Here is a 26,938-nt window from a genome sequence, read left to right as displayed (position 1 = left end):
GTTTATCGATGGGAATGATTCTCAATATCAATCAGAAACTTCCTCGACAAAAAGCCAGCTCAGGCACTAGGACCTTCGCTGGCTTTTCATTTCATTTCTATGGTGCCGACGACGAGACTCGAACTCGTACAGCTTTCGCCACTACCCCCTCAAGATAGCGTGTCTACCAATTTCACCACGTCGGCTTGAAGCAGCTATTGTACCTTCATTTGTTACTCTTGTTCAATGCACAATCAGCGAAAAAGAAAGATTCTTCCTACTTTATTCTTCGATTATTTCAGTATCCGCAAAGGCTTATTTCGGAATCTGGTTCGACTGGTCGCCCGGCTTCGCAGCCTCGGTCGGCGCAGCAGGTGCAGCCGGTGCAGCTTGCTGCGCAGGAACGGCCGGCGCCTGCAGATTATCCATCACGCTGCCGCTTTGTGCAGTGTGATGATTGCCGATGAAGGTCAAGCCCAGGGTTGCCACGAAGAAGATGCCGGCAGCCACCGCGGTCGACTTCGACAGGAAGTTCGACGAGCCGGTCGCACCGAAAAGACTGCCCGACGCGCCGGAGCCAAAGGCCGCACCCATGTCAGCGCCCTTGCCGTGCTGCAGCAACACCAGACCGATGATCGCCAGCGCTGCCAGCACCTGAACTACAACCACTACCAAAAACAAAGTATTCATTTAAACAAGTCCACTCTTGATGTTTCAATCGCCTGCTGCATCTGCGTCAAAGTATCGCTTCCGCAACTGACAAACCCCTTACTTCACTTCAGGCCGCTGCCTTGATGATGGCCAGAAAATCTGCCGCCTTCAATGCCGCGCCGCCAATCAGGCCGCCATCGATGTCGGCCATGGCCAGCAATTGCTCGGCGTTGTCCGGCTTCATGCTGCCGCCGTACAGGACGCGCACCTTGGCCGCCGCTTCCGCACTCTTGGCGCCGAGACGCGCACGCAGCATCGCATGCACTTCCTGGGCCATTTCCGGCGTGGCAGTCTTGCCGGTGCCGATCGCCCAGACCGGTTCGTAGGCCACCACGATGCGGGCCGCTTCTTCCACGCTCAGCGCCGCGAGTACGACGTCGAGCTGGCCACCCACGATTTCGTTGGTCTGGCCGGCTTCGCGCTGTTCCAGCGTTTCGCCCACGCAAACCACCGGCACCAGGCCAGCCTTCAATGCTGCTACCGTCTTGGCCGCCACCGCTGCATCGCTCTCGCCATGATAGGCGCGACGCTCGGAGTGACCCAGAATGACATATTGCACACCAAATTCCTGCAGCATCGCCGCAGACACCTCGCCGGTGAAGGCACCGGAAGCATGCGCGGACATGTCCTGCGCACCCAGCGCCACGGCCGAACCGGCCATCGCGGCCTGCACTTGCGCCAGATAAGGCGCCGGCACACAGACAGCCACGTCACCTACGTCAGCCGGCAGGCCTTCCTTGATACCAGCCACCAGGGCTGCATTGGCAGCCAGGCTGCCGTTCATTTTCCAGTTACCGGCTACGAGTTTGCGACGCATAGGCTGATTTCTACGAGATGGGTGTCAATTTGGATAACCTCGCATTGTAGCCGGTACAGGCGCTTGGCGCAAAGCCGGACTGTCTCGGCCGTGCGCCCTGCGCTCATCCGGTCACAGTTCCAGCATGATCTTGCCGATGTGGGCGCTCGATTCCATCATGGCATGCGCCTGTGCCGCCTGCTCCAGCGGGAAGCGATGATGGATCACCGGCCTGATCTTGCCGGCCTCGATCAGCGGCCACACGTGCTGGCGCAAGTTCGCTGCAATGGCAGCCTTGAAGGCGATCGGGCGCGGACGCAGGGTCGAGCCGGTGATGGTCAGGCGGCGGCGCATGACCTGACCCATGTCCAGCTCGCCCTTGCTGCCGCCCAGCTGGGCGATGAACACCAGGCGGCCATCATCGGCCAGGGACTTGATCTCGCGCGGCAGGTAATCGCCGCCGACCATGTCCAGAATCACGTCCACACCCTTGCCGCCAGTCAATTCCTTGACCACGGCCTCGAAATCCTCGGTTTTGTAATTGATGGCGCGTTCTGCGCCCAATTCTTCACATGCACGGCACTTGTCAGCGCTGCCGGCCGTGGCAAACACGCGATGTCCCAGCGCACGGGCGATCTGGATGGCCGTCACGCCGATGCCGGAAGAACCACCCTGCACCAGCAAGGTTTCTTCACCTGACAGCTGGCCACGGTCGAAGACGTTGCTCCACACGGTGAAGTAATTTTCCGGCAGGGCCGCTGCCTCCAGCGCGCTCAATCCCTTGGGCACCGGCAGGCACTGGGCCAGCGGCGCCGCGCAGAACTCGGCATAGCCGCCGCCCTGTACCAGCGCACAGACCAGGTCGCCCAGCTTGAAACCGCTGTCGCCCAGGTCGCCGGCCACGATCTCCCCGGCCACTTCCAAGCCCGGCAGGTCCGAAGCACCCGGCGGTACCGGATAGTTGCCGGTGCGCTGGAATACGTCCGGGCGGTTCACGCCCGCCGCATGGACCTTGATGAGCACTTCACCTGCCTTCAACTCCGGCACGGACCGCTCACAGGCCTGCAATACCTCGGGGCCGCCAAATTGCTTGATTTCGATTGCGCGCATGTGTCCTATCCTTCAATTCAATGGGGTGTGATGAGCTCAAAGCGAAGCCGCTGCCCGCGCCGCCGTGTCGTACAACCCGGAAGCATTGCGCAGCAGCTGGGCTGCCTCGCCGATGGCCTGGTTGGGGATGCCGCTCTCGACCTGCACCTCAATCAGGCAGCGCTCGCGCACCTCGCGGTACTTCATGCACAGCGCCTGCCCGGCTGGAGTCGTCGAAAACAGCAGTTCCTTGCCCGCCTTCTCGCTCTTGACGTAGCCGGCCTTCACCAGCTTCTTCAAGGCATAGGTGACCACGTGGGTGTCCTCGACGTTCAATACGAAGCAGATATCGGCCAGCTTTTTCTTCCGGTCCCGGTGATTGACATGATGCAGCAGCGAAACCTCGATGGCCGTCATGTCCTTGGCACCGGCGGCGGCCATGCAGCGCACCATCCAGCGGTTGAAGGCATTGCTGGCCATGATGAGGGCGTATTCCAGCTCGGAAAGCTCGGCACTCCGTTCGGACACCAGATGCTGCGACGACACGATCTTGGTCGGACGCGGTGCCGCAACGGCCTCGGGCAATTCAGTCTGGACGGGCTTGGACGTCTCGTTGTTCTCTTGGCTCATGGGAAGCGTGGGGCTCAGGACGACAGAATGGCAACACTATAGCGCAAAGATTAAATAAATAATTTATCGACATATTGTTTATATTTTCTTTGAAATGTAATATCCGCAAAAAAGCAGGGCATCACCAGACGCACCTTGACCCCGACAGCGGCACGGCCGGGTTCTCAACAAAAATCTCAGCCGAGGCGAGAGACACATGCAGCCACCCCAGCTCCACCCCTTGGGCGACCGCGCACTGCTCTGCAGTTTGCCGGCCCCTGCCACCCTGCCCCAGCAGCAACGCATCTGGGCACTGGCCACGCTGGCCAGTGAATGGGAAGAAGTCAGCGAAGTCGTGCCCGGCATGAACAACCTGACCTTGATCACCAAGCGCCCCGTGGCCGACCTGGACATCCTGACGCAACGCGTCCTGAAGAGCTGGCCCAAACTCGCCACCACAGCCAGCGAAGGCCGCACGGTCGAGATCCCGGTGGCCTACGGCGGCAGCGCCGGTCCTGACCTGGACAACGTGGCCCGTCACACCGGCCTGTCGACCAGCGAAGTCATCGAACGCCACAGCCAGGCCGAGTACGTGGTGTATTTCCTGGGATTCCTGCCCGGCTTCGCCTACATGGGCGGACTCGACGCCAGCCTGGCCACGCCGCGCCACACCACGCCGCGGGTGAGCATCCCGGCCGGGTCAGTCGGCATCGGCGGCGAACAGACCGGCATCTATCCGATGGCCTCCCCCGGCGGCTGGCAACTCATCGGCCGCACCGCCCTGCAACTGTTCGATCCTTCCCAGCAACCGCCGACGCTGCTGCGTCCCGGCGACCGTGTACGCTTTACCGTGGAGCGCGTGGCCTCATGATCGACATCATCCAACCCGGCATGCTGGCCTCGGTGCAGGACATGGGCCGCACCGGCCATCGCAGCCTCGGCATCCATCCCGGCGGCGCCCTCAATACGCTGGCCCTGGCCAGCGCCAACCTGCTGGTGGGCAATCCGGCCGACGCGGCCGGACTTGAAATCACCATGGGCGTGGCCGAGCTGCGCTTCACCCGCGACACCCGCATCGCCCTCGGTGGCGACGACATCGGCGCCACCCTCGATGGCAAACCCGTCGCCGCCTGCTGGAGCATTCCGGTGCGCGCCGGCAGCGTGCTCAAGCTGAGCCTGGCGGCCGCCGATTCCCCCGAGCAGGCACCACGCCACAGCATGCGGACTTATCTCGCTGTAGCGGGTGGCATCGATGTCCCTGTGGTGCTGGGCTCGCGCAGCACGGACCTGAAGGCCGGTTTCGGCGGCCATCAGGGACGCGCCCTCAAACGTGGCGACAAGCTCCCCATCGGCGACGCCAGCGCGGCCTCTGCAGCGGTCCACGGCCCCGCCTTCGGCGTGCGTTCTCCGCGCTGGAGCGGCCTGGCCCTGCGCGCCGATGAACACAGCCAGCACGTCACCCTGCGCGTGCTGCCCGGCCCCGAATTCGATCAGTTCAGCAAGACCTCGCGGGAAGCGCTGTGGTCCGACACCTGGCGCGTCACGCCCAACAGCAACCGCATGGGCTATCGCCTCGAAGGCCCGGAGCTCAAGCGCAAGCAAGGCCGCGACATGCTCTCGCATGGCGTCGTGCCGGGCGTGATCCAGGTGCCACCGTCGGGCCAGCCCATCATCCTGATGGGCGATGCGCAGACCACAGGCGGCTATCCCAAGATCGGCGTGATCATTGGTGCCGACCTGTGGAAGCTGGCACAGGCCCCGCTGAACGCCACCCTGCGGCTGGAACCCTGCGCGCTGGCCGATGCCCTGGCCGCCGCCGAAGAACAGCAGCGCTATCTCGATTCCATCCGCGCCACGGTCGCTGCTCTGGACTGGTCGCGCGCCACGCTCTACAAGAAATAAGGGAACGCCATGCATATCGATCTGAATGCCGACCTCGGCGAAGGCTGCGACACCGATGAACAACTGCTGACCCTGGTCAGCTCCGCCAACATCGCCTGCGGCTGGCATGCCGGCGACGCCAGCACCATGCGGCGCAGCGTGCGCTGGGCGATCCAGAACCACGTGGCCATCGGCGCCCACCCCAGTTTCCCCGACCGTGAAAACTTCGGCCGCAGCGCCATGCAATTGCCGCCTGAAGAGATCGTCAGCGGCATGCTCTATCAACTCGGTGCGCTCGATGCCATCGTGCGCGCCGAAGGCGGCCGCATGACCCACGTCAAGCCGCACGGCGCGCTCTACAACCAGGCCGCCAAGGATGCCGTGCTGGCCAATGCCATCTGCGCCGCCATCCGCACCTTCAATCCGGAACTGAGCCTGTATGGCCTGGCCGGCAGCGAACTGATCGCCGCCGCCCGCCATGCCGACCTCAATGCGGTGGAAGAAGTGTTTGCCGATCGTGCCTATGAAGCCGATGGCAGCCTGGTCGCGCGCAGCAAGCCCGGCGCCATGATCGAGAACGATGCCGACGCCATCGCCCAGACCCTGATGCTGGTCAAGCAGAAAAAGGTCAAGGCCATCGACGGCAGCCTGGTCGAAGTCAATGCACAGACCGTATGCCTGCACGGAGATGGCGCGCACGCTCTGGATTTCGCGCGCCAGATTCGGGCACGCCTGCACGCCGAGCAGATTGCCGTGCGCGCGGCGATATGAAGGATTTTTCCGGCGTCGTCGCAAGACGCAGGAAAGTAGGCACCCGCAGTTGAACACGGGGTGCTGCAAGCTGTAGTTCCGTTCCGAAAACAACAAGAAAAGCCGTCAGCCTGAGGCCCGCGAGGTCGCAGGAAAAGTCACGCCCCTACTCTTTGCAGATTCCCGCAAAGCCAGTACGGGCGCGGCTTTCCGCGACATCGCTGGCACGGACCTTGCACCATGGCGGCAGGATTTTTCCTCATTCACATAGGGAGTTTTTCATGGAGAGTACGACACTGTTGCCACTGATCGGGATACCGATCGTCGTGGCCGGTTTTGCCTTGCGTTTCAACCCGCTGCTGGTGGTCACGGTCGCGGGTCTCACCACCGGCCTGTCGGTCGGCATGGACTTCGGCATGCTGCTGGAAACCTTCGGCGAGAAGTTCGTCAACAGCCGTTCGCTGGCGACCTTCCTGCTGATCCTGCCGATCATCGGTCTGCTGGAACATTACGGCCTGAAGGAACGCGCCCAGGCGTGGATCTCCAGCATCGCCAGCGCCACCTCGGCGCGCATCCTGATGCTCTACTTCATCCTGCGTGAAGGCACGGCCGCACTGGGCCTGATCTATCTCGGCGGCCAGGCGCAGACGGTGCGTCCGCTGCTGGCACCGATGGCCGAAGGCGCAGCGGTCAACGCCTATGGCGAAGACCTGCCGCAACACATCCGCGACAAGATCAAGGCCCATGCCGCCGCCTGCGACAACATCGCCGTGTTCTTCGGCGAGGACATCTTCATCGCCTTCGGCGCGGTGCTGCTGATGGATGCCTTCCTGAAGGAAAACGGCATCACCAACATCGAGCCGCTGCACATCGGCCTGTGGGCCATCCCCACTGCCCTGTCGGCACTGGTGATCCACATGTTCCGCCTGACCCGTCTCGACGCTTCCATCCGCCGCGACGTCGATGCGTGGAAAGCCACCCAATCCGCTGCCAAGGTGTCCGCATGAATACGCTCATCTCGATCAACCGCATCTACTACCTCATCGGCATCATCGTCATGATGCTGACCGTGATGACCTTGCGTGACAAGGGCAACCCCAAGCGCTTCACCACGGCCCTGTTCTGGTTCCTGTTCGGCGCCGTGTTCCTGTTCGGCGACCTGCTGGTGGAAAGCCTGGGCAAGTCCATCGCTCACCGCATCATCGGCGGCACCGTCATCATCATCTCGCTCATCGCTGGTACCGGCATGCTCTCCATGGGCAGCTATGCGACCTCCACGCATGACGAACGGGTGGCGTCGGCCAAACGGCTGGGCAACTGGCTGTTCTTCCCGGCGGTGCTGATCCCGGTCATCACGGTGGCCTGTACCGTCCTGCTCAAGGGCGTCTCGGTCGGTGGCCTGATGCTGCTGGACCAGAAACAGCTGACCCTGGCCGCCCTGTGCGTGGCTTGCGTGTGTGCGCTCATCGCCGGTTGCGTGCTCACCCGTGGCACGCCGCTGCAAGCGGTACGCCAGTCGCGCCGACTGGTGGACTCCATCGGCTGGGCCGCGATCCTGCCGCTGATGCTGGCCATGCTCGGTGGCGTTTTCGTCGCCGCCAAGACCGGCACCTCGGTGCAGCAGGTGGTGAGCCTGTTCGTCAATCCGGACAATCGCTTCCTGGTGGTGGTGATCTATTGCGTGGGCATGGCGCTGTTCACGATGGTGATGGGCAATGCCTTCGCCGCCTTCCCGGTGATGAGCGCGGGCATCGCGTTGCCCTTCCTGATCCTGGGGCATCACGCCGATCCGGCACCGCTGGTGGCCATCGGCATGTATTCCGGCTATTGCGGTACGCTCATGACGCCCATGGCCGCGAACTACAACATCGTGCCGGCCGCGCTGCTGGAACTGAAGAACAAGTACCAGGTCATCAAGGTGCAGATCCCGACTGCACTGACGCTGCTGACCGTGAACGTGTTCCTGATGTACTTCCTTGCCTTCCGCTGATCTGAACGGAAGGCCTGACCTGGCCGCATTCACTGTTGCGGCCCGGTCGCCCCACTTGCTTCAAGGAGTCCCCATGCAACTCACTCTCGACCGGGCGGAACAATTTGCCCGCATGCCGCTGGCCTATCTGCGCCAGGAATATCCCAACCACATCATGCATCTGCTCAACGATGAGGGCGATGTGCTCTCCCCGCGCGCGATGCATCCGGTCTTCTACGGCTGCTATGACTGGCACTCGGCGGTGCATGGCTACTGGCTGCTGTTGCGCTGCCTGCGCCAGTATCCGTCGATGGCGGTCACTGACGAGATCACGGCGATCTTTGACGAGCATTTCACCCCTGAGCTCATGGAGCGCGAAACGGACTATTTCCGTGCGCCCAATCGTGCGCCCTTCGAACGCCCCTACGGCTTCGGCTGGTTGCTGGCACTGGACCAGGAACTGTTGATGTCGGCCCATCCCCGTGCGGCCGAATGGCATGCTGCGATGAAAGCGCTGACCACCGAGATCAGGCGTCGCCTGTTCGACTATCTGTCGAAGCTGAGCTATCCGATTCGCGTCGGCACGCACTTCAACACGGCGTTTTCACTTGCCCTGGCATTGGATTACGCGCGTCACGTCACCGATACCGAACTGGAAGCGCTGATTGTCGATTGGTCGAATCAACACTACGGCAAGGACACCGACTATCCGGCTCACTATGAGCCGGGTGGTGACGAATTCATCTCTGGTGCGCTGACCGAGGCCTTGTTGATGAGCAAGGTGCTCTCGTCCGATGCATTCACCGCATGGTTCGATCTGTATCTGCCTCGCATTGCCGAAGTCACCCAGATCACGCATCCCGCCTACGTATCCGACCCGACTGATCCGAAGGTCGCGCACCTGGATGGCCTGAACCTCTCGCGTGCCTGGTGCATGAAGAACGTGCTGCGTCACCTGCCCGCCAATCACGCGGCACGCAGTGCGATCGAAGCGGCGATCCAGCGTCACATCGCGGCCTCCATCGACCAGGTGGTCGGCAGCCATTACAGTGGTGGCCACTGGCTGGCCAGCTTCGCCATGCTGGCGCTGGAAGACTGATCCACACGCCGCGCTCCTGCGAAAAAGCCCTCGCTCCCGATGACGGAAGCGAGGGCTTTTTGCTGGAATGCGGACCGGATCTACTCAGCCACTTCCTTGCGCAAGGGCGTCTGCTCGGTGTGCGTTGGCATGGTCGCCGAGATCACCCGCGCACTGCGCTTGAAGGTGAAATACGCCCAGGCCCAATCAGCCATCACCATGATGCGGTTGCGGAAACCAATCAGGAAATACACGTGCACGAACAGCCAGAACAGCCAGGCCGGATACCCCGAGAACTTGAGCTTGCCGACCATGGCAATGGCCGCGCGGCGACCGATGGTGGCCAGCGATCCGTAGTCCTTGTAGACGAAGCTCTCGGCCGGCTGTCCGGCAATGTGATGCTTGATGTTGCGCGCGGCCACGCGGCCCATCTGCTTGGCCGCCGGTGACACGCCCGGCACCGGCTTGCCGTCCGACTGTGCGGCAGCCAGGTCACCGATCACAAACACTTCGTCGTGGCCACCGATACAGAGCTGCGGCGTGACCGGTACACGACCAGCACGGTCCACCGGTACACCCAGTTGCTTGCCCAGCGGCGAGGCCGCTACACCTGCCGACCAGATCACGGTGCGCGTGGCCAGGCTCTGCTCGCCATCGAAATTGGCATAGCGCACGCAGGTCTCGTCGATGTGCACCACGCGGCAACCGGTCCGCACGTCCACACCGAGCTTGTGCAGCTGTTCGCGGGCTTTCTCGGAGAGGTCCTCGGGATAGGCCCCCAGCACGCGCTCCGAGCCTTCCACCAGCACCACGCGTGCCGAATGCGGATCGATATTGCGGAATTCGCCCGAGAGCGTATGGCGCGCGATTTCCACCAGCGTACCGGCCATCTCGACGCCCGTGGCCCCGCCGCCGATGACGGTGAAGGTCAGCCATTCCTGGCGACGGCGCGCATCGGTCTCGCGCTCGGCATGTTCAAAGGCCATCAGGATGCGCTTGCGGATCTCGAAGGCATCCTCCAGCGTCTTCAGGCCCGGCGCCAGCGCGCTCCATTCATCGCGGCCGAAGTAGCTGTGCGTGGAGCCTGCGGCGACGATGAGATAGTCATAGGACAGCTCGCTGCCGTCTTCCAGCGTGACGGACTTGCCGGCGGTATCGATCCCGGTCACCGCCGCCATCAGCGTGGTGAGGTTGCGCTGCTGCGCCAGGATGGCGCGGATCGGCGCGCTGATGGCCGGGGCCGACAGCCCGGCCGTGGCCACCTGGTACAGCAAGGGCTGGAACAGGTGGTGGTTGCTGCGATCGATCATGGTGATGCGCACATCGGCGTGGGCCAGTTCGCGCGCAGCGGCCAGACCGCCGAAGCCGCAACCGATGATGATGACGTGGGGCATTGCCTTCCTTTCAAAAGTAACGTGTTGTTCTGTCCGCGCAGGCCGGTCAGGTGAATCTGGCCTGGCCGCACGGCTGTCCCCTACTCTCTATTCGGATCTGCGGATCTGCCTGTTGGCAGTACCACGCCCTCCCCTGATGAGCGCGGCACACCGGAACCTTGATGTCCCTCAAAGCAGACGGACAGAATCGCATACTTTTGGTTCGAAATCACTTGGGCAGATTGTCCGCATCAACTTGCGCGCATAAAAAAAAACCCCCGGCCTTGCGGCACGGGGGATTTTCTTGTTGCCTGTTCAGGCAGAAGGGATTACTGCGCTTCTTGCGGAGCGGCAGCGTCGCCTTCTTCAGCCTGGGCAGCCTTCATCGACAGCTTCAGGCGGCCGCGGTCATCGGTTTCCAGAACCTTGACGCGCACTTGCTGGCCTTCCTTCAGGTAGTCGGCCACGGCGTTGACGCGCTCGTTGGCGATCTGGCTGATGTGCAGCAGGCCATCCTTGCCCGGCAGGACCTGGACGATGGCGCCGAAGTCCAGCAGCTTCAGGACGGTGCCTTCGTAGATCTTGCCCACTTCCACGGAAGCGGTCAGCTCTTCGATGCGGCGCTTGGCTTCCTGGCCAGCCGACGCATCCACGGAGGCGATGGTGACCACGCCTTCGTCGCTGATGTCGATCTGGGTGCCGGTTTCTTCGGTCAGCGCGCGAATGACGGCGCCGCCCTTGCCGATCACGTCACGGATCTTTTCCGGATTGATCTTGATGGTGATCAGGCGCGGGGCGAAGTCGGACAGCTCGGCACGGCCAGCCGGCACGGCTTCCTGCATCTTGCCCAGGATGTGGTGGCGGCCTTCCTTGGCCTGCTCCAGCGCGACCTGCATGATTTCCTTGGTGATGCCCTGGATCTTGATGTCCATCTGCAGGGCGGTAATGCCGTTGGCAGTACCGGCCACCTTGAAGTCCATGTCGCCCAGGTGATCTTCATCGCCCAGGATGTCGGTCAGCACGGCAAACTTGTTGCCTTCCTTGATCAGGCCCATGGCGATGCCGGCCACGTGGGCCTTCATCGGCACACCGGCGTCCATCAGTGCCAGGCAGCCGCCGCACACCGATGCCATCGAGGAGGAACCGTTGGACTCGGTGATTTCCGAGACCAGGCGCACCGAGTAGCTGAACTCGTCAGCAGCCGGCAGCGCGGCGATCAGCGCGCGCTTGGCCAGGCGGCCGTGGCCGATTTCGCGGCGCTTCGGGGTGCCCACGCGACCGGTTTCGCCGGTGGCGAACGGAGGCATGTTGTAGTGGAGCATGAAGCGGTCGGAGTATTCACCCAGCAGACCGTCGATCTTCTGTTCGTCGCGTGCGGTACCCAGGGTCGCGATGACCAGGGCTTGCGTTTCGCCACGGGTGAACAGGGCCGAACCGTGGGTACGCGGCAGCACGCCGGTACGGATCGAGATCGGACGCACGGTGCGGGTGTCGCGGCCGTCGATGCGGGGTTCGCCTTCCAGGATCTGCGAACGCACGATCTTGGCTTCCAGGTCGAACAGGATGGAACCGACTTCGGCAGCATCCGCAGCCACGCCGTTGTTGGCAGCGGCTTCAGCGACCAGGGCTTCGTTGACCTGGGCAGTCACGGCCTTGAGCTTTTCGGTACGGGCTTGCTTGTCCTTGGTCTGGTAGGCTTCGCGCAGCGGGCCTTCGGCCAGTTGCGAGACGCGTGCGATCAGGGCTTCGTTCTTGGCCGGGGCGGTCCACTGGACTTCCGGCTTGCCGCCGTCACGCACCAGGGCGTGGATGGCTTCGATGACGGCCTTGGACTGGTCGTGACCGAACACGACAGCGCCCAGCATGACTTCTTCGGACAGTTGATCGGCTTCCGATTCCACCATCAGCACGGCGGTTTCGGTACCGGCCACCACCAGGTCCAGCTGCGAGGACTTCAGCTGCGAGGTAGTCGGGTTGAGGACGTACTGGCCGTCGATGTAACCCACGCGGGCTGCGCCCACCGGGCCATTGAAGGGGATGCCGGCCAGCGACAGGGCTGCCGAGGCACCGATCATGGCGGGGATGTCCGGATCGATTTCAGGATTCACCGACAGCACGTGGATGATCACCTGCACTTCGTTGAGGTAGCCTTCCGGGAACAGCGGGCGGATCGGACGATCGATCAGGCGCGAGGTCAGGGTTTCCTTTTCGGAAGGCTTGCCTTCACGCTTGAAGAAACCGCCGGGGATGCGGCCGGCTGCATAGGTCTTCTCGATGTAGTCGACCGTCAGGGGGAAGAAGTCCTGGCCGGGCTTGGCTTCCTTGCGGGCCACCACGGTGGCCAGGATGACGGTGTCTTCCACCGACACCACCACGGCGCCAGAAGCCTGGCGAGCGATTTCGCCGGTTTCCAGGGTCACTTGATGCTGACCGTACTGGAAGGTCTTGGTTACTTTATTGAACACGGTATTTCCTTTCTTTTATGGAGCCGGCCCCGACTGTGTCCGCGGTGCACGGCTTCCTTTTGCCGACAGATTTTCAGGCGCTGTCGTTCACCTCACCACAGTGGCCGGCGAAACCGGTCACTCACGACGAACGCGGCATTGATCACACAAACAGCCTGCCGCGATGAAACGATGATGCATTCCTGCCCCGAGGGAGGGCGTTTTGCGAGGATGCTTGCCCCGGCTTATGCCTGAGCTTGCGGAATCGCAAAAAACAAAATGCCCGCGTCAACGAGTGACGCAGGCATTTCGTGGTGGTCCGGGGCGCAAACCCCGGGACCCAGACGCGGAGTCAAATTACTTGCGCAGACCGAGTTTCTCGATCAGGGCGCGGTAACGATCAGCGTCCTTGTTCTTCAGGTAGGACAGCAGGCTCTTGCGACGGTTGACCATCTTGATCAGGCCACGACGGGAGTGGTGATCCTTGACGTGAGCCTTGAAGTGGCCGTTCAGGTCGTTGATGCGTGCGGTCAGCAGCGCGACTTGCACTTCCGGAGAACCGGTGTCGTTCGTGCCGCGAGCGTTTTCGGAGATAATGGCAGCCTTGGCTGCTTTTTCGATGGACATTGCTTTTACCTTTCACAAGCGGTGTGCGGAGCGTCGAAAACTGGCCTGCCCTGCATACCGTGAACAAAAAATGAGAATCCGGTCAAACCGACCGGACGCGAAATTATATAGCAAAAAACCATTCCGACCAACATTGGCAAGCACAGCCGCACACTTGCCGCCAATGACGCTGCGTCCCTGCCACAGCCGGACGGAATGACAACTTACTCAGGAGTCGACATGCCTTCCCCCGTTTCCCTCATGCAACGCGCCCGCCCCAGGCTGGCTGCCGCCCTGCTGGCCGCTGCCGCCCTGTCCGGCTGTGCCTCGCTGCTGCAACCACCGGTGCAGCCGGGCGAGCCCGAAGAACAGGTCGTGGCCCGCCTGGGCGCGCCCACCAATGTGTATCCGGATGGCAACGGCCGCGTCTTTGAATACGCTGCCGGTGCCTTCGGCCAATACCAGTACATGGCCCGCATCGGTCCCGATCATCGTTTGATTTCCTACGAGCAAGTGTGGACGCTGCAGAATTTCCACGCCATCCGCGCCAAGCAGGACACCAAGCTGGATGTGCTGCGCCGCGTGGGCCGTCCCACCGAAGTGACGCGCTATGCCCGCATCCCCTTCGAGGCGTGGAACTATGGCTTCAAGGAAAGCGGCGTCTGGAATTCGCAGATGACCGTGTATTTCAACGACCAGGGCATCGTGGAGAAGATCGAGAACGGTCCTGATCCGCGTTTCGATGATTCGCGTTTCCGCAACTGAGCACGCGCATCCCCTGCCCTGCACCTGCACCTGCACCTGCACGATGAAGAAAGAAGAAAGGCTGCCCGGATCACCCCGGGCAGCCTTTTTTTTCAGCGCAAGCACTGCAGCGTACTTACACCACCGTCGCCAGCGCCAGCGTGAACAGCAGGGCCAGCACCGAGACCAGGGTTTCCATCACGGTCCAGGTCTTGAAGGTTTGCGGCACGGTCATGTTGAAGTATTCCTTGACCAGCCAGAAACCGCCGTCATTGACGTGCGACAGGATCAGCGAGCCGGCACCGGTGGCCAGCACCATCAGCTCCGGACGCACGCCACCGACCGTGGAGACGATGGGCGCCACGATACCGCAGGCGGTCGTCATGGCCACCGTCGCCGAACCGGTCGCCACGCGGATCAGCGCAGCGACGAACCAGCCCAGGATCAGCGGCGACAAGTGCGCATCGGTAGCGATGCCGACGATGGCCTTGGAGACGCCGCCATCCATCAGGATGCGGCCAAAGCCCGCACCCGCACCGACCACCAGCGTGATACCGGCGATGGGCGCCAGGCACTCGTTGGTGAATTTCAGGATCTGGTCGGCACCGAAACCACGGGCGCGGCCGAAGGTCCAGAAGCTCACCAGGGTGGCGATCAACAGCGCGATCACGGAGTTGCCGATCAGGCGCAGGAAATCATTGGCGAAGGTCTTGGGGGCGAAGAACAGGTCCGCCCAGCTGCCGATCAACATCAGCGCCACCGGCAACAGGATGGTGAAGAGCGTGATGCCGAAGCCCGGCAGTTCACGATCCTTCTTGCTCTCATCGACGAATTGCGAGATCAGCGGATTGTCCGGATTGGGAATCACCACCTTGGAGATCAGCTTGCCGAAGATCGGACCAGCGATGATGGCCGTAGGAATACCGACGATCAGCGCATACAGGATGGTGCGGCCGATATCGGCGCTATAGGCGGTCACCGCCAGCAGCGCTGCCGGGTGCGGCGGGATCAGGCCGTGCACCACCGACAGGCCGGCCACCATGGGAATGCCCACCAGCACCATATTGGTCCCGGTGCGCTTGGCGACGTTGAAGGCGATCGGCACCAGCAGCACGAAACCGACTTCGAAGAACACCGGCAAGCCGACGATGAAAGCCACCGTCATCATGGCCCAGTGCACGTTCTTTTCACCGAAGGCCTTGATCATGGTGTTGGCGATGCGCTCGGCGCCGCCCGATTCGGCCATCATCTTGCCCAGCATGGTCCCCAGGCCCACCACCAGTGCGATGTGGCCCAGTGCATTGCCGACGCCAGTCTCGAAGGCCTTGACGATATTGCCCATGGGCATGCCCACGGCCAGGCCCAGCACCAGCGACACCACGATCAGCACGATGAACGGGTTCATCTTGAATTTGGCGATCAGCACGATCAACGCGATCACCGCTACCAGTGCATAGACCAGTAGCGCACTTCCTTGTACAGCCTCCATCTGTTGCTCCTCTTCAGAAGGTAAAAGACACCGCCGGCGATACGACACCCCTGCCGGCAAATTGGCACTGCGAAATCGGAAAATCTTTTAAATCTTTTATATCGTTTATTCTTTTTGTTCTTCTTGTTCCGTCTTGCCCGGCAAGGGGCAGGGCAAGGCAGTTCCACAACTGCCCTGCCCCTGCTGCATCAGCGCTTGAAGGCGACGCAATCGACCTCGACCTTGCAGTCCACCACCATGCTGGAGACCACGCAGGCACGGGCCGGCGGGTTGGCACCGAAGTATTCCTTGAAGACCTTGTTGAAGGAGGGGAAGTCGCGTGCATCATCGAGCCACACGCCACAGCGCACCACGTGCTCGGGGCCGTAGCCGGCTTCCTTCAGGATGGCCAGCACGTTCTGGATGGCCTTGTGCGACTGCGCCACGATGCCGCCGTCGATCACCTCGCCGTTTTCCATGGGCACCTGGCCCGACACGTACAGCCAGCCATCGGCGGCCACTGCGCGTGCGAACGGCAGATGCTGGCCACCGGTGCCGCTGCCACCTTCCACACCAAATCGTTGAATGCTCATTGCTGCTCCTTTACTGAACTTGGATTGAACTCGGATACCAATCTGAAAAATGAATCTGAAAAGCGATTTGCAACTTGAAGTTGATAATCGCCCGCTGATGTTTTCTGCAACTCAGGCTGACGTTTTCTGCACCGTGCGCGCCAGGAAGCGTCCGGCGCGCGCGCTGGTGGATTGCTTGTCCTGGCCGCGATAGGCCAGTTGCCCGTTGACCCACACCGCCTCGATGCCATGCGCCGGCTGCATGGGATCAGTAAAGCTGGCGGCATCACGAATGGTCTCGGGATCGAACAGCACCAGGTCGGCGTGATAACCCTCGCGCACGAAACCGCGCTGTTCCAGGCCGAAGCGCTGGGCCGACAAACCCGTCATCTTGTGCACGGCAGTGGCCAGCGAAAACAGTTTCTGCTCGCGGCTGTAATAGCCCAGCACCCGCGGGAAAGCGCCCCACAGGCGCGGATGCGGCAAGGGATCGTTGGGCAGGCCATCGGAACCGACCACCGTGGCCGGATGCGAGAGGATGCGATTGACGTCGTCATCCGACATGCAGTGATACACGGCCCCGGCCGGCATCAGGCGCGCGGCAGCGGCGTGCAGGTCCACGCCCCAGTCGGCGGCGATCTGCTTCAACATCTTGCCGCCCTGCTCCGGATGCGGCTCCGACCAGGTGACCTGGATGTCGTAATCGGCGGTGACCTGTTTCAGGTCCAGCGTGGAAGAGCTGGCGGTGTAGGGATAGCAGTCGCAGCCCACATGCTGATGGCGCGAGGCGGCTTCCAGTGCCTGCAGCACTTCACTGCTGCGGCCCCAGTTCTCCACGCCCGCGCACTTCAGGTGCGAGATCACCACCGGTACCCGTGCATGCTTGCCGATGCGGAAGGCTTCCTCCATCGCATTGAGGATGTCGGCGAATTCGCTGCGCAGGTGCGTCGCGTAAAGCCCGCCGAACTCGGCCAGCGGCTCGGCCAGGGCCAGCACTTCTTCCGTGGGGGCGTTGATGGCATTGCCGTAGGCCAGTCCCGTGGAAAGACCCAGCGCACCATGCTCCAGCGCCTCGCGCAATTGCGCGCGCATGCCGTCGATTTCCGCATCGCTGGCCGCACGATCGAGACGGTCCATGTGGTTGTTGCGCAAGGCCGTGTGACCGACCAGCGCAGCCACGTTGATGGCCGGCTGCGCGGCATTGACGGCCTCGACATAGCTGGCAAAGCTCGGATAGTGGAACGCCTCGGACTTGCCCAGCAGGTTCATCGGGTCCGGCGGATCACCCTTGAGCGTGACCGGTGCGGCACTGATGCCGCAGTTGCCGACCACCACCGTGGTCACGCCCTGCGACAGCTTGGGGAACATCTCCGGCGTGCGGATGACGTTGGTATCGTCATGCGTGTGCGCATCGATGAAGCCGGGCGAGAGCACGCGCGCGGCGCCGTCGATTTCCTGCTCGGCCTGCCAGCCCGCAAGCTGGCCGACGGCGACGATGCGGCCATTGCGCACCGCTACGTCGGCGGGTACCGGCTCGGCCCCGCTGCCATCGATGACAAGAGCGTGGCGGATCAGAATATCGCAGTGCCGGGGGCTGCCCGACGATTGCTGCGTGGATGTCATGTCAGTCTCCCAGTGGCTGGTGCAAGTCGCCGCCGCCACGATGGGCATCGAGCACGTACTTGAGGCGGCGCAGGCGTTCCTGGCTGCTTTCCTTGTGCAGCAAGGCCAGCTCCAGCACCAGCATGTCCAGCGTCGCCATCATGGCGTAGCGCGACGAGGACGGTTTGAAAATCAGGTCGGTTTCCAGCGTCTTGATGGGCAGCAGCACGTCGGCCATCTTGGCCAGCGGCGATCCGAGGGTGGTGATGGCGATCAGCTTGACGCCGTATTCGCGCGCCACCTCGCAGCTGGCCAGCAGCTCGGGCACGCTGCCGGTGGTCGAGAAGACCAGCAGCACGTCGTCCTTGTCGAGGGTGGCCGCCACCATCTTCTGCAGCACCGCATCGTGATAGGTCGCCACCGGACGGCCCAGGCGCACCAGGCGATAGCGCGCCTCGTCGGACATCATGGTGGAGCCGCCGCCCATGCCGAAGCAGTAGATCATGCGCGCGCCCAGCAGCAGGTGCGCGGCTTGCATCAGCATGTCGGGGTTGAGCATGGCACGGTTCAGTTCCAGCACCGCGTGGATGTCGCGGTAGACCACGTCGGCCAGTTCCGGCGGCTGCTCGGAGGGCACCGTCTTGGCACCATCGAAGAAGCGCTGCCCCACCGCCACCGCCTGGGCCAGCAGGAACTTGAATTCGCGCACGTCGCGGCAGCCCATGGCTTTGGCAAAGCGGGTCACGCTGGCCACCGAGACGCCCGCCTTCCCGGCCAGCTCGCCGATGCTGGCGCTGGCAGCAGCGGCCAGATCGCCCAGGATCGCTTCAGCCACTTTCTGTTCAGCCAGGCGCAAGGTACTGCTGCGCTCGGTGATGCGGGAAATGATGTCCAATGTCTGCGCCATGGGAAGGAAAATTCAGTCTGCGGGAATGGGCGGGCCATGCAACCAGCGACCCCGGAAGGTGCCGCGCAAACAATTTATGTTATTTACTAACACGGCGCAAACATAGTAAATTCAAGGCTATTATTACGTCAATCCTAATTTCACAGGAATTAAAGCGATGAGTGATACAAACTACCAGAGCCAGTTTCAGGCCGGCATGATCGACCCGCTCAACAAGGGCCTGGGTGCGCTGGCGCAACCCCTCACCCCGCAACAGGCGGGCAAGGTGCGCTGGAACCTGCTCAATGAAGACATCAGCCTGCCGGCTGCGGTGTTGTATGAAGAAAAGATCGCCCACAACCTCAAGTGGATGCAGGACTTCGTCGGCCAGTACCAGGTCAAGCTGGCCCCGCACGGCAAGACCACCATGGCCCCCAAGCTCTTCGCACGCCAGCTCGACACCGGCGCCTGGGGCATCACCTTGGCCACCGCCCACCAGACCCTGGCCGCCTATCACCACGGCGTGCGCCGCGTCATCATGGCCAACCAGCTGGTGGGCAAGCGCAACATGGCCATCATTTCGGAGTTGCTGGCCGATCCCTCTTTTGAATTCTTCTGCCTGGTCGATTCGGCTGCGCTGGCCGATCAGCTGGGCCGCTTCTTCGCCGAGCGCAAGCAGACCCTGAACGTCCTGCTGGAACTGGGCCCCGCAGGCGGCCGCACCGGCGTGCGTGACGACGCGCAGCAGCAGGCGGTGCTGGCCGCCATTGCGCGCTGGGACAGCCTGGCTCTGGCGGGTGTGGAGGTTTATGAAGGTGTGCTCAAGGAAGAGGACGACATCCGCCGTTTCCTGCAGCGCGCGGTGGCCTGCCTGAAGGATCTTTCCGCGCAAGGCCAACTGGCACGCCGCCTGGCGCAGGGCCCGGCGATCCTGACCGGGGCCGGTTCCGCCTGGTACGACGTGGTCGCCGAGGAATTCGGCCAGGCCGACATCGGTGCCGCGCTGGACGTGGTGCTGCGTCCGGGCTGCTATCTCACCCATGACGTGGGCATCTATCGTGCCGCGCAATCGCAGATCCAGGTCCGCAATCCGGTGGCGCACAGCATGCGCAGCCAGCTGCAGCCGGCGCTGCAGCTGTGGGCCTACGTGCAATCCATCCCCGAGGCCGACAAGGCCATCATCGCCCTGGGCAAGCGCGATGCCGCTTTCGATGCCGGCCTGCCGGCCCCGGTCACGCGCTTCCGCCCGGGCCAGGATACCCAGCCGCAAGCCACCCCGGCGCACTGGGAAGTGACCGGCATGATGGACCAGCACGCCTACCTGAAGATTGCCGAGGGCGACGATATCCAGGTCGGCGACATGATCGCCTTCGACATCTCCCACCCCTGCCTGACCTTCGACAAGTGGCGTCACCTGGTCGTCGTGGACCAGCGTTTCGATGTGACCGACATCGTGCAGACCTTCTTCTGATCGATGCCCGGGAAAGAAGAGCGAAAGAACAGCACATGAACAAACCCATCCTCGCCTACGGCGAAGCCATGGTCGAATTCAACCAGCGCATCGACACGCCGCGCCAGTACCTGCAAGGTTTTGGCGGCGACACCTCCAACTTCGCCATCGCGGCAGCCCGCCAGGGTGCCGCGTCGGGCTATGTCAGCGCCGTGGGGGACGACCACTTCGGCCAGGACCTGCTGGCGCTGTGGCAGCGCGAGCAGGTCGACGTACAGCACGTGGCGGTGCAAGCCAATGGCAGCACCGGCCTGTACTTCGTCACGCACGACGATCAGGGACATCACTTCCACTATCGCCGTGCCGGCTCGGCAGCCAGCCGCTACACGGTGGGCGACTTGCCTTTGCAAGCCATCGCCGCAGCGGGTGCCCTGCACCTGTCAGGCATCAGCCTGGCCATCAGCGAGAGTGCCTGCGACGCCGGCCTGGCTGCGATGGCGCATGCGCGCGCCGCTGGCGTAACCACCTCGCTCGATACCAACCTGCGGCTGCGTTTATGGCCGCTGGAACGCGCACAGGCGAAAATGGCCGAGGCCTTCCGCCTGTGCGATGTCTGCCTGCCGAGCTGGGAAGATGTATCGATGCTGACCGGACTCAATGACCGGGACGCCATCGTCGATCACCTGCTGGATTACGGTGTGAAGCTGGTGGCCTTCAAGCTGGGCCATGAAGGCTGCTATGTAGCTACCCGCCAGGAGCGCCGCATGGTCTCGCCCTATCCGGTGCAGGCGCTGGATGCGACGGGTGCGGGGGACTGTTTTGGCGGGGCCTTCATGGCCGAGCTGATGGCCGGGCGCGATCCCTTCCAGGCAGCGCGCTATGCCAACGTCGCGGCCGCCCTCTCGACCACCGGCTACGGCGCAGTGGACCCCATCCCTCGGCGTGAACAGGTGGAAGCGACGCTCAAGGCCGCAGCCTGACCGATGCCGTCCCTCGTGGCGCGTCGCTTCACTGCCGGCGCGCCACGAACAGCATGCCGGCCACTGGCTGGCGCACTTCCTCGCGCAATACTTCATCACGCTGATGCAGCGGCTCCATGCCCTGTGCCTGCAGCAACGTGCGCACATAATCGCGGCCATGGCGGTAGCGTCCGCTGGCATGCAGCCGATGGCCTTGCTCCACCCCGTCCTGGGGCGTGAGCACCTCCACCGTGAAGACGAAGTACCCGCCCGGTTTCAAGACAGCAGCAACCGCCTTGAACACGTTCTCCAGATCCCCGAAATAGATCATCGTATCCGCCGCCGTGACCAGGTCGCAGCTTTGCGGATGACGCAGGAGGTAGTCGGTGATCTCGGCCTTTTCCAGCTGATCGTAGTGGCCGGTGGCCGCGGCCTTTTCCAGCATCTTGCCGGCCAGGTCCACGCCGGTCAGATGCTGCGAATAAGGCCGCAAATAGGTCCCGCACAGCCCGGTCCCGCAACCGATGTCGATGGTGACAAACTGGCGCGCCGCCTGCGTGACCAGGCCCACGCCCTGCCCGATCAGGCTGGGGCCGCGATAGCCGAGGCTGTGCAGCAAATTGGTTTCAAACGTCTCGGCGTAGCGGTCGAAGTGCGATTCGAGGTAACGATCCGAGGCGCGCGTGGGCACATCCAACTGCGAGCAGGCGGCCAGCATGTGGGCCGCAATCGGATTGTCGGGTTCGCTGGCCAGCCAGGCGCGATAGGCTTCTGCGGCTTCGTCCAGGCGGCCGAGGAAGTAGAAGGAAATGCCGACCATCTCCCAGGACTTGCCCTCCATCGGCGGCAACACGTAGGCGCGGCACTGATAGTGCGAAGCCTGCATCTTGTCGCCGGCAGCCTCGAAGAGATTGCCCAGGTGCAGCAGCGCCGGCAGGAATTCGGGGGCGATCTCCACCGCACGCTGAAAGGCGGCAATGGCCTCCTCATTGCGGCCCCGCTGCATGTGCGTGGCCCCCAGGTTGTTCCAGATCGTGTGATCTGCGGGCGCGGCTTCCAGCGCCGCTCGATACGCCTGCGCAGCACCGTCCAGCTCGCCCAGCGCAAACAGGACATTGCCCAGGTCGTTGTGCCAGGCGGCATTCTCGGGTTCCAGCGCACTGGAGAGCTCCAGCTTGTCCAGCGCCTCGGCATGGCGTCCGGCCTGGTGCAGCCAGATGCCGTAGAAGTGCAAGGCGACCGGCTCGATGGGATCGTCTTCCAGCACGGCTTCGTAGACGGCGCGGGCTTCTTCGCGGCGGCCCGCCATGTGGGCATTGATGGCCGCGTTCAGGCGGACTGCGTGCGGTGACTGGATCTGCGTAGTCTGCTGCTCAGGCATGAACGGCTCCCCTCGTAAAGCGCATGGAGGCACCGGACGAAAAGTCCGGCGCTCTTTACATTGTCTTTACAAGTCTGCAGCAGACTGCCCTTTCGGGCAATGCCTGATTCTCCTGAAAGCTTGCCAAGCTCTACAAGAAAGCCAGGCTGTGCCCGATGCTGCCCAGTCGGCGCAGGGCCTGGTCGAGTTCGCGGGTGAAGGGATGGCCGCAGCAGATGCGCAGGAAGTGACCGTAGCGGTTGGAATTGGAGAAGATGGCCCCCGGCGACCCCCCCACGCCCTCCAGCAGCGCCCGCTCGAACAACTGCTGCGAGCAGACCTGCGCCGGCAGCTCCACCCACAGCCCGACGCCGCCATTGGGAACATTCAGGCGCGTACCTTCCGGGAAATAGGCTGCGATCGACTCGGCCATGCGTTCACGCTGTTCCTTGAGCAACTGGCGCAGGCGGCGCAGATGGCGGTCATAGGCGGGGCTGGCGATGAAGTCGGCGGCGGTGACCTGGGTCCATTCCTCGTTGGCGCGGGTGTGGGTGAACTTGAGCATCTTGACCCGCTCATGCCAGCGCCCGCCATTCATCCAGCCCAGCCGCATGCCGGGCGCCAGCACCTTGTTGAGCGACGCGCAATAGATCACATTGCCGCTGCGGTCGCGGCTCTTGAGGCTGGAGGGCGGCACGTTGCCGTCGGCCAGCTCGGTATAGGCGTCGTCTTCGATCAGGGGCAGGCGCAATTCTTCACACAGGCGTACCAGCTTGTCCTTGTGCTCGTCGGGCATGATGCAGCCCAGCGGATTCTGCAGATTGGGCACCACCACCACGCCCTTGATGTTGCCGTAGGTGCGCACGGCCAGTTCCAGCGCTTCTACCGAGATGCCGGTGTGCGGGCTGGTCGGGATTTCCAGCGCCTTCATGCCGAGGTTTTCCAGTGCCTGCAGCAGGCCGAAGTAGGTCGGCGACTCCACCGCGATCGTGTCGCCCGGCCCCGCCACCGCGCGCAGGGCCAGGTTGAGCGCCTCGATGCAGCCGTGGGTGACGACCACTTCTTCATGATCGATGCGCATGCCGTGATGCAATGCGCGCCGCGCCACCGCCTGGCGGAAGGTAGCATTGCCGTTGTGCGGCATGGCGCTGGTGAGCAGTTCGGGGCGCTCGCGCAGGGCCCGCATGGCGGCCTGCTTCAGGGTTTCCACCGCATAGAGCTCGGGCGCACAGGTCATGCCGGACAGGTCGATGCGCGGTGCCCCGCTCTGGCGCAGGGCGATGTACTTGGAGACCTTTTCGTGGATGCCCGCATATTGCTCGGGATCGATGGCCATCAGGCTCTTGGGCTCCTGCACCGGCCGGATCGCCGAACGGCGCGGCTGGCGCACGAAGTAGCCGGAACGCGGACGCGCTTCCAGCCAGCCGCCCTCTTCCATATGGCGCAGCGTCTGCAAGGACGTCGACAAACTCACCTGGTGCTGGCGCATCAGGTCGCGCACCGAGGGCATGCGGTCGCCGGCCACCAGGGTGCCGGACTGGATGGCTCCTTGATAATGCTCGGCCAGACGACGGTACAGGGGCTGGCGTCCGTTGTCGGGGGCGGCGGCAAGGGCGGCCGATGCAGTGGCCGGCGGCGGTGCCGCGGGCTTCATGTCGGGGAGGTGCGGGCGGGTATCCATAACAGTCATCATCTTCGTGAGGACGAAACCAGAACAGATACAGAGTAGGCGAAAAGCAGGGGTAACAGAGCAAAAAGCTGCAGCCTGTTACGCAGCAGAGTGAATTTTCCTGTGCCTGTTGTCGCCGCGCCGCCCTCCCTAGACTGCAGGCTGGCCCATCAACAAGGAGAACACCATGCCCGCCCCGCTGACCGCCCGTACCACCACCCAGGTCCTGCCACTGGCCGCCGGCCAGCATCTGCAACTCTGGCTGCCTGCCGGCAGCCAGCTGCTGTGCCAGGCGCCGCAAGTGCGCGTGACCGAATCGGCGCAATGGCAGGCGGACCGTCTGGTGAGCCGCCAGACCCGGCTGAGCGACGGAGAAAGGATGGTGCTGGCGCACGAGGGCTGGATCGGTGTGCTGGCCACGCACGAGGGTGAACTGCTGTGCCTGCGTCCGATAGCGCAGGCATGGTATGCGCCCTTGGTGGTCTGGCTGCGCACGCTGCGGAGCGGGCGGAGCGCGCCGGAATGGGGTCCTGGCCATTGAGCAATCAGGCCACGGGCAGCCGGATGGATTGATGAAAATTAACTTTTAGTTAACGATTTCGCATCATTCGCGCTTTTCGAGCAATAAAATTGCGCAAAACGGGGTGAACGGGCGATGGAAGAGCTGCAGGAGTTTCCGTAAAACTATTACACTTCATCATCAGCAAAAGATGAAGTGTCATGCAGAACGAATCCTCCCTCGCCCGCTCCGTTCCGGCTTCCATCCCGGCCCTTTCCGAACAAGAGACCTTCGACCTCACGCCCATTTCCTTATGGAAAGAGGACTACAGCGGCCTGAAGCGCCTGTTCGACCAGTGGCGCGCCGACGGCGTGACCGACCTGCGCAGCTATCTGACCGTGGATCCCAGCCGCGCCCAGGCCTGTGCCATGCAGATCCGCGTGGTCGACGTCAACCGGCGCACCCTGGAATGGTATGAAGCGCGCGACCTGGCGCACCTGGTGGCCAACCTGGACAAGATCTTCCGGGATGACATGCTCGACACCTTCATCGATGAAATGGTGCAGTTGTGGAATGGCGGCACGACCTTCTCCAGCTATACCGTCAACTACACCCTGGGCGGCAAGCGGCTGGACATCCAGCTCTCCGGGCGCATCATGCCCGGCAGCGAAGAGAGCTGGGATTACGTGCTGCTGGCCATCGAGAACGTCACCGAGCGCGAGACGGCCCGCAAGAAGCTTTCCCGCAGCGAAAACTATGCGCGCGGCCTGTTCGAATATTCACCCATTTCCTTGTGGGTGGAAGATTTCAGCGCGGTCAAGCGCCTCTTCGACGACCTGCACCGCATCGGCATCACCGATTTCCGCACCTTCACGGATGTGCATCCGGAATTCGTGGAGCGCTGCATGCAGGAAATCCGCGTCATCGATGTGAACCTGCAGACACTGTCCATGTTCGCTGCCCCGGACAAGGCCACCCTGCTCTCGCGGCTGTCCGACGTGTTCCGCGACGACATGCGTCCGCATTTCAATGAACAGTTGATCGAGCTGTGGAACGGCAACCTGCTGCACCACCGTGAGGTAGTGAACTACTCGCTGACCGGTGAAACCCTTCACGTCCATCTGCAGTTTTCTGTCTTCCCCGGTCACGAGAAAAACTGGGACCTTGTGCTGGTGGCGCTCACCGACATCACCGCCCGCAAAAAGGCCGAAGCCTATCTGGAATTCCTCGGCAAGCACGATGAACTGACCAAGCTGCACAACCGCGCCTACATGGTCGACGAACTCAACCGCCTGGAGCGCAAGGGTCCCTTCCCGGTCAGCGTGATCGTGGCTGACCTCAATGGCCTGAAGGAAGTCAACGACGAGCTGGGCCACGCCACCGGCGACGCCCTGCTGCGCCGCGTGGGGGAAGTGCTGGGCAAGGCGGTGGAACGTCCCTGCAGCGTGGCGCGCACCGGCGGTGACGAATTCGCCATCCTGCTGCCGGCCACCGACGAGCGTGGCTGCCAGTTGCTGATGGACCAGATCCAGAAACTGGTCGAAGTGAACAATCAGTACTATTCGGGCGTCTCGTTGAGCCTGTCGATGGGCGCGGCTACCGGCGTTCCCGGCGAGCGTCTGGAGCAGGTGGTGCAGCGGGCCGACAGCCTGATGTATGAAGCCAAACGCCATTATTACGCCAGCACGCCAGGCCTCGAACGCCGTCATCCGGACGCCTGAAAACGTGTCCGCGCGCTATCCCTGCCCGCGTGAAGAACTGGCCCTGGCGGCGGGCGCGGAAACGCTGGCGGCCGATATTCTGCGCAGCGCGCCCGGCCAGCCCGTCCATACACTGGTGCTGCACGGGGCCGGGCAAGGGGATCGGCAGCGCCAATGGCCACTGCGGCAGGCCCTTGCCGCACGAGGCTGCGGCAGTGCCGCCATCGATTTTTCCGGCCATGGGCAAAGCAGTGCCCTGCTGCCCAATTCCCTGTCCAAACGCCTGGTCGAAGCGCAAGCCGCGCTGGACCGCCTCACCGTCTCGCCGCGCACCGTCGTGGGCGTGAGCATGAGCGGCGAAATCGCCCTGCGCCTGGCCTGCCGGGCGGAAAACCAGATCGCCCATGTCGTCACGCTGGTCGGTGCGCTCTATGACGGTGCCGCCTTCATGTTGCCTTTCGGGCCGGCCTTCAGCGCGGCCTTGCGGCGCCCGCACAGCTGGCGGGATGCCGAAGTGCTGCAGATGATCCGTGCTTATCGCGGACGGCTCACCCTGATCCGCGCCAGCGAGGATGCCGTCATCCCGGCCGAGATCGCCGAGCTGATCCGCCAGCACGCCAGCTCGGCCAGCGACTGCCGCATCGTCGACCTGCCGGGCGTGGATCATCGCGTCAGCGAACGCAGCGCGCAGGATGCCGCGCTATGCGCACAGCTGGCCGCACTCATCACCGACTGAACTGCCAG

At 63.1% G+C, this 26,938-nt stretch carries 25 protein-coding genes and 1 tRNA gene; 12 read left to right on the top strand and 14 right to left on the bottom strand.

The annotated features are described in order from the left end of the window. Positions 1-100: 100 nt before the first annotated feature. From ACWFUC_RS14025 to ACWFUC_RS14005, 5 genes are all read right to left on the bottom strand, one after another. Positions 101-185, bottom strand: a tRNA-Leu gene (locus ACWFUC_RS14025). A gap of 109 nt (positions 186-294) precedes the next feature. Beyond that, positions 295-669: a preprotein translocase subunit SecG gene (secG, locus tag ACWFUC_RS14020; protein WP_084320059.1), complete on the bottom strand. Its 375-nt coding sequence runs from the start codon at positions 667-669 to the stop codon at positions 295-297. An 88-nt stretch (positions 670-757) separates the two neighbouring features. Continuing rightward, positions 758-1,507: a triose-phosphate isomerase gene (gene tpiA / locus ACWFUC_RS14015; protein ID WP_489637202.1), complete on the bottom strand. Its 750-nt coding sequence runs from the start codon at positions 1,505-1,507 to the stop codon at positions 758-760. A gap of 111 nt (positions 1,508-1,618) precedes the next feature. Next, positions 1,619-2,596 (bottom strand): NAD(P)H-quinone oxidoreductase, encoded by a 978-nt coding sequence (locus tag ACWFUC_RS14010; RefSeq protein WP_489625222.1) that lies wholly within the window; start codon positions 2,594-2,596, stop codon positions 1,619-1,621. A gap of 36 nt (positions 2,597-2,632) precedes the next feature. Then, entirely contained in the window at positions 2,633-3,205 is a 573-nt protein-coding gene (locus tag ACWFUC_RS14005; RefSeq protein WP_084320063.1) for a winged helix DNA-binding protein, read from the bottom strand. Positions 3,206-3,401: 196 nt separating this feature from the next. Between ACWFUC_RS14005 and pxpB the strand changes: the two genes are divergently transcribed. The 6 genes from pxpB (at position 3,402) to ACWFUC_RS13975 (ending at position 8,883) form a co-directional block, all read left to right on the top strand. Then, on the top strand, positions 3,402-4,055 hold the full coding sequence (pxpB, locus tag ACWFUC_RS14000; protein WP_489625221.1) for a 5-oxoprolinase subunit PxpB: 654 nt from the start codon (positions 3,402-3,404) through the stop codon (positions 4,053-4,055). Next, on the top strand, positions 4,052-5,086 hold the full coding sequence (locus ACWFUC_RS13995) for a 5-oxoprolinase subunit C family protein (protein ID WP_489625220.1): 1,035 nt from the start codon (positions 4,052-4,054) through the stop codon (positions 5,084-5,086). The genes pxpB and ACWFUC_RS13995 overlap by 4 nt, the downstream gene beginning before the upstream one ends. A 9-nt stretch (positions 5,087-5,095) precedes the next feature. Next, a complete protein-coding gene (pxpA, locus tag ACWFUC_RS13990) occupies positions 5,096-5,836 on the top strand; it encodes a 5-oxoprolinase subunit PxpA (RefSeq protein WP_204725291.1) in 741 nt (246 codons plus the stop codon). Positions 5,837-6,096: 260 nt separating this feature from the next. Further along, entirely contained in the window at positions 6,097-6,822 is a 726-nt protein-coding gene (locus tag ACWFUC_RS13985) for a DUF969 domain-containing protein (protein ID WP_013233768.1), read from the top strand. Continuing rightward, positions 6,819-7,805, top strand: coding sequence for a DUF979 domain-containing protein (locus tag ACWFUC_RS13980; RefSeq protein ID WP_489625219.1), 987 nt, complete (start codon positions 6,819-6,821; stop codon positions 7,803-7,805). The genes ACWFUC_RS13985 and ACWFUC_RS13980 overlap by 4 nt, the downstream gene beginning before the upstream one ends. A gap of 73 nt (positions 7,806-7,878) precedes the next feature. Continuing rightward, positions 7,879-8,883, top strand: a complete 1,005-nt coding sequence (locus ACWFUC_RS13975; RefSeq protein WP_489625218.1) for a DUF2891 domain-containing protein — start codon at positions 7,879-7,881, stop codon at positions 8,881-8,883. 80 nt (positions 8,884-8,963) lie between these two features. Here ACWFUC_RS13975 and ACWFUC_RS13970 read toward each other — a convergent pair whose 3' ends face one another. From ACWFUC_RS13970 to rpsO, 3 genes are all read right to left on the bottom strand, one after another. Beyond that, positions 8,964-10,256: an NAD(P)/FAD-dependent oxidoreductase gene (locus ACWFUC_RS13970; RefSeq protein ID WP_252696316.1), complete on the bottom strand. Its 1,293-nt coding sequence runs from the start codon at positions 10,254-10,256 to the stop codon at positions 8,964-8,966. Between the two features lie 308 nt (positions 10,257-10,564). Next, positions 10,565-12,700, bottom strand: a complete 2,136-nt coding sequence (gene pnp / locus ACWFUC_RS13965) for a polyribonucleotide nucleotidyltransferase (RefSeq protein WP_039786731.1) — start codon at positions 12,698-12,700, stop codon at positions 10,565-10,567. A 336-nt stretch (positions 12,701-13,036) separates the two neighbouring features. Next, positions 13,037-13,306: a 30S ribosomal protein S15 gene (gene rpsO, locus ACWFUC_RS13960; RefSeq protein WP_006712917.1), complete on the bottom strand. Its 270-nt coding sequence runs from the start codon at positions 13,304-13,306 to the stop codon at positions 13,037-13,039. 219 nt (positions 13,307-13,525) lie between these two features. On the opposite strand from rpsO, the gene ACWFUC_RS13955 reads away from it, so the two are divergent. Further along, complete coding sequence (locus ACWFUC_RS13955) at positions 13,526-14,050, top strand: hypothetical protein (protein WP_121039164.1); 525 nt, start codon at positions 13,526-13,528, stop codon at positions 14,048-14,050. Positions 14,051-14,165: 115 nt separating this feature from the next. Here the strand turns inward: ACWFUC_RS13955 and ACWFUC_RS13950 are convergent, their stop codons facing one another. The 4 genes from ACWFUC_RS13950 to ACWFUC_RS13935 all read right to left on the bottom strand — a co-directional run bounded on the left by ACWFUC_RS13950 (position 14,166) and on the right by ACWFUC_RS13935 (position 18,578). Continuing rightward, a complete protein-coding gene (locus ACWFUC_RS13950; protein ID WP_039786736.1) occupies positions 14,166-15,518 on the bottom strand; it encodes a GntP family permease in 1,353 nt (450 codons plus the stop codon). A gap of 188 nt (positions 15,519-15,706) precedes the next feature. Beyond that, positions 15,707-16,090 carry a RidA family protein gene (locus tag ACWFUC_RS13945; protein WP_017450656.1) on the bottom strand — a complete coding sequence of 128 codons (384 nt, stop codon included), beginning with the start codon at positions 16,088-16,090 and terminating at the stop codon, positions 15,707-15,709. Positions 16,091-16,201: 111 nt separating this feature from the next. Next, complete coding sequence (locus ACWFUC_RS13940) at positions 16,202-17,692, bottom strand: N-acyl-D-amino-acid deacylase family protein (protein WP_489625217.1); 1,491 nt, start codon at positions 17,690-17,692, stop codon at positions 16,202-16,204. Position 17,693: 1 nt separating this feature from the next. After that, positions 17,694-18,578, bottom strand: a complete 885-nt coding sequence (locus ACWFUC_RS13935) for a MurR/RpiR family transcriptional regulator (protein ID WP_489625216.1) — start codon at positions 18,576-18,578, stop codon at positions 17,694-17,696. A 157-nt stretch (positions 18,579-18,735) separates the two neighbouring features. On the opposite strand from ACWFUC_RS13935, the gene ACWFUC_RS13930 reads away from it, so the two are divergent. Both ACWFUC_RS13930 and ACWFUC_RS13925 read left to right on the top strand, forming a co-directional pair. Beyond that, on the top strand, positions 18,736-20,028 hold the full coding sequence (locus ACWFUC_RS13930; protein WP_489625215.1) for an amino acid deaminase: 1,293 nt from the start codon (positions 18,736-18,738) through the stop codon (positions 20,026-20,028). A gap of 35 nt (positions 20,029-20,063) precedes the next feature. Continuing rightward, positions 20,064-20,987 (top strand): sugar kinase, encoded by a 924-nt coding sequence (locus ACWFUC_RS13925; protein ID WP_489625214.1) that lies wholly within the window; start codon positions 20,064-20,066, stop codon positions 20,985-20,987. 28 nt (positions 20,988-21,015) lie between these two features. Here the strand turns inward: ACWFUC_RS13925 and ACWFUC_RS13920 are convergent, their stop codons facing one another. Both ACWFUC_RS13920 and ACWFUC_RS13915 read right to left on the bottom strand, forming a co-directional pair. Then, complete coding sequence (locus ACWFUC_RS13920; RefSeq protein ID WP_489625213.1) at positions 21,016-22,347, bottom strand: class I SAM-dependent DNA methyltransferase; 1,332 nt, start codon at positions 22,345-22,347, stop codon at positions 21,016-21,018. Positions 22,348-22,477: 130 nt separating this feature from the next. Continuing rightward, positions 22,478-23,980, bottom strand: a complete 1,503-nt coding sequence (locus tag ACWFUC_RS13915; RefSeq protein WP_489637623.1) for an aminotransferase-like domain-containing protein — start codon at positions 23,978-23,980, stop codon at positions 22,478-22,480. A gap of 202 nt (positions 23,981-24,182) precedes the next feature. On the opposite strand from ACWFUC_RS13915, the gene ACWFUC_RS13910 reads away from it, so the two are divergent. The 3 genes from ACWFUC_RS13910 to ACWFUC_RS13900 all read left to right on the top strand — a co-directional run bounded on the left by ACWFUC_RS13910 (position 24,183) and on the right by ACWFUC_RS13900 (position 26,930). Then, positions 24,183-24,536, top strand: coding sequence for a hypothetical protein (locus ACWFUC_RS13910; protein ID WP_204725283.1), 354 nt, complete (start codon positions 24,183-24,185; stop codon positions 24,534-24,536). Positions 24,537-24,715: 179 nt separating this feature from the next. Beyond that, on the top strand, positions 24,716-26,215 hold the full coding sequence (locus ACWFUC_RS13905) for a sensor domain-containing diguanylate cyclase (RefSeq protein WP_489625212.1): 1,500 nt from the start codon (positions 24,716-24,718) through the stop codon (positions 26,213-26,215). A 4-nt stretch (positions 26,216-26,219) separates the two neighbouring features. Then, positions 26,220-26,930: an alpha/beta fold hydrolase gene (locus ACWFUC_RS13900; RefSeq protein WP_489625211.1), complete on the top strand. Its 711-nt coding sequence runs from the start codon at positions 26,220-26,222 to the stop codon at positions 26,928-26,930. Positions 26,931-26,938: the final 8 nt, after the last annotated feature.

The organism is Herbaspirillum sp. Her4 (genome assembly GCF_057961335.1).
This window is presented reverse-complemented; position numbering and strand designations above follow the sequence as displayed.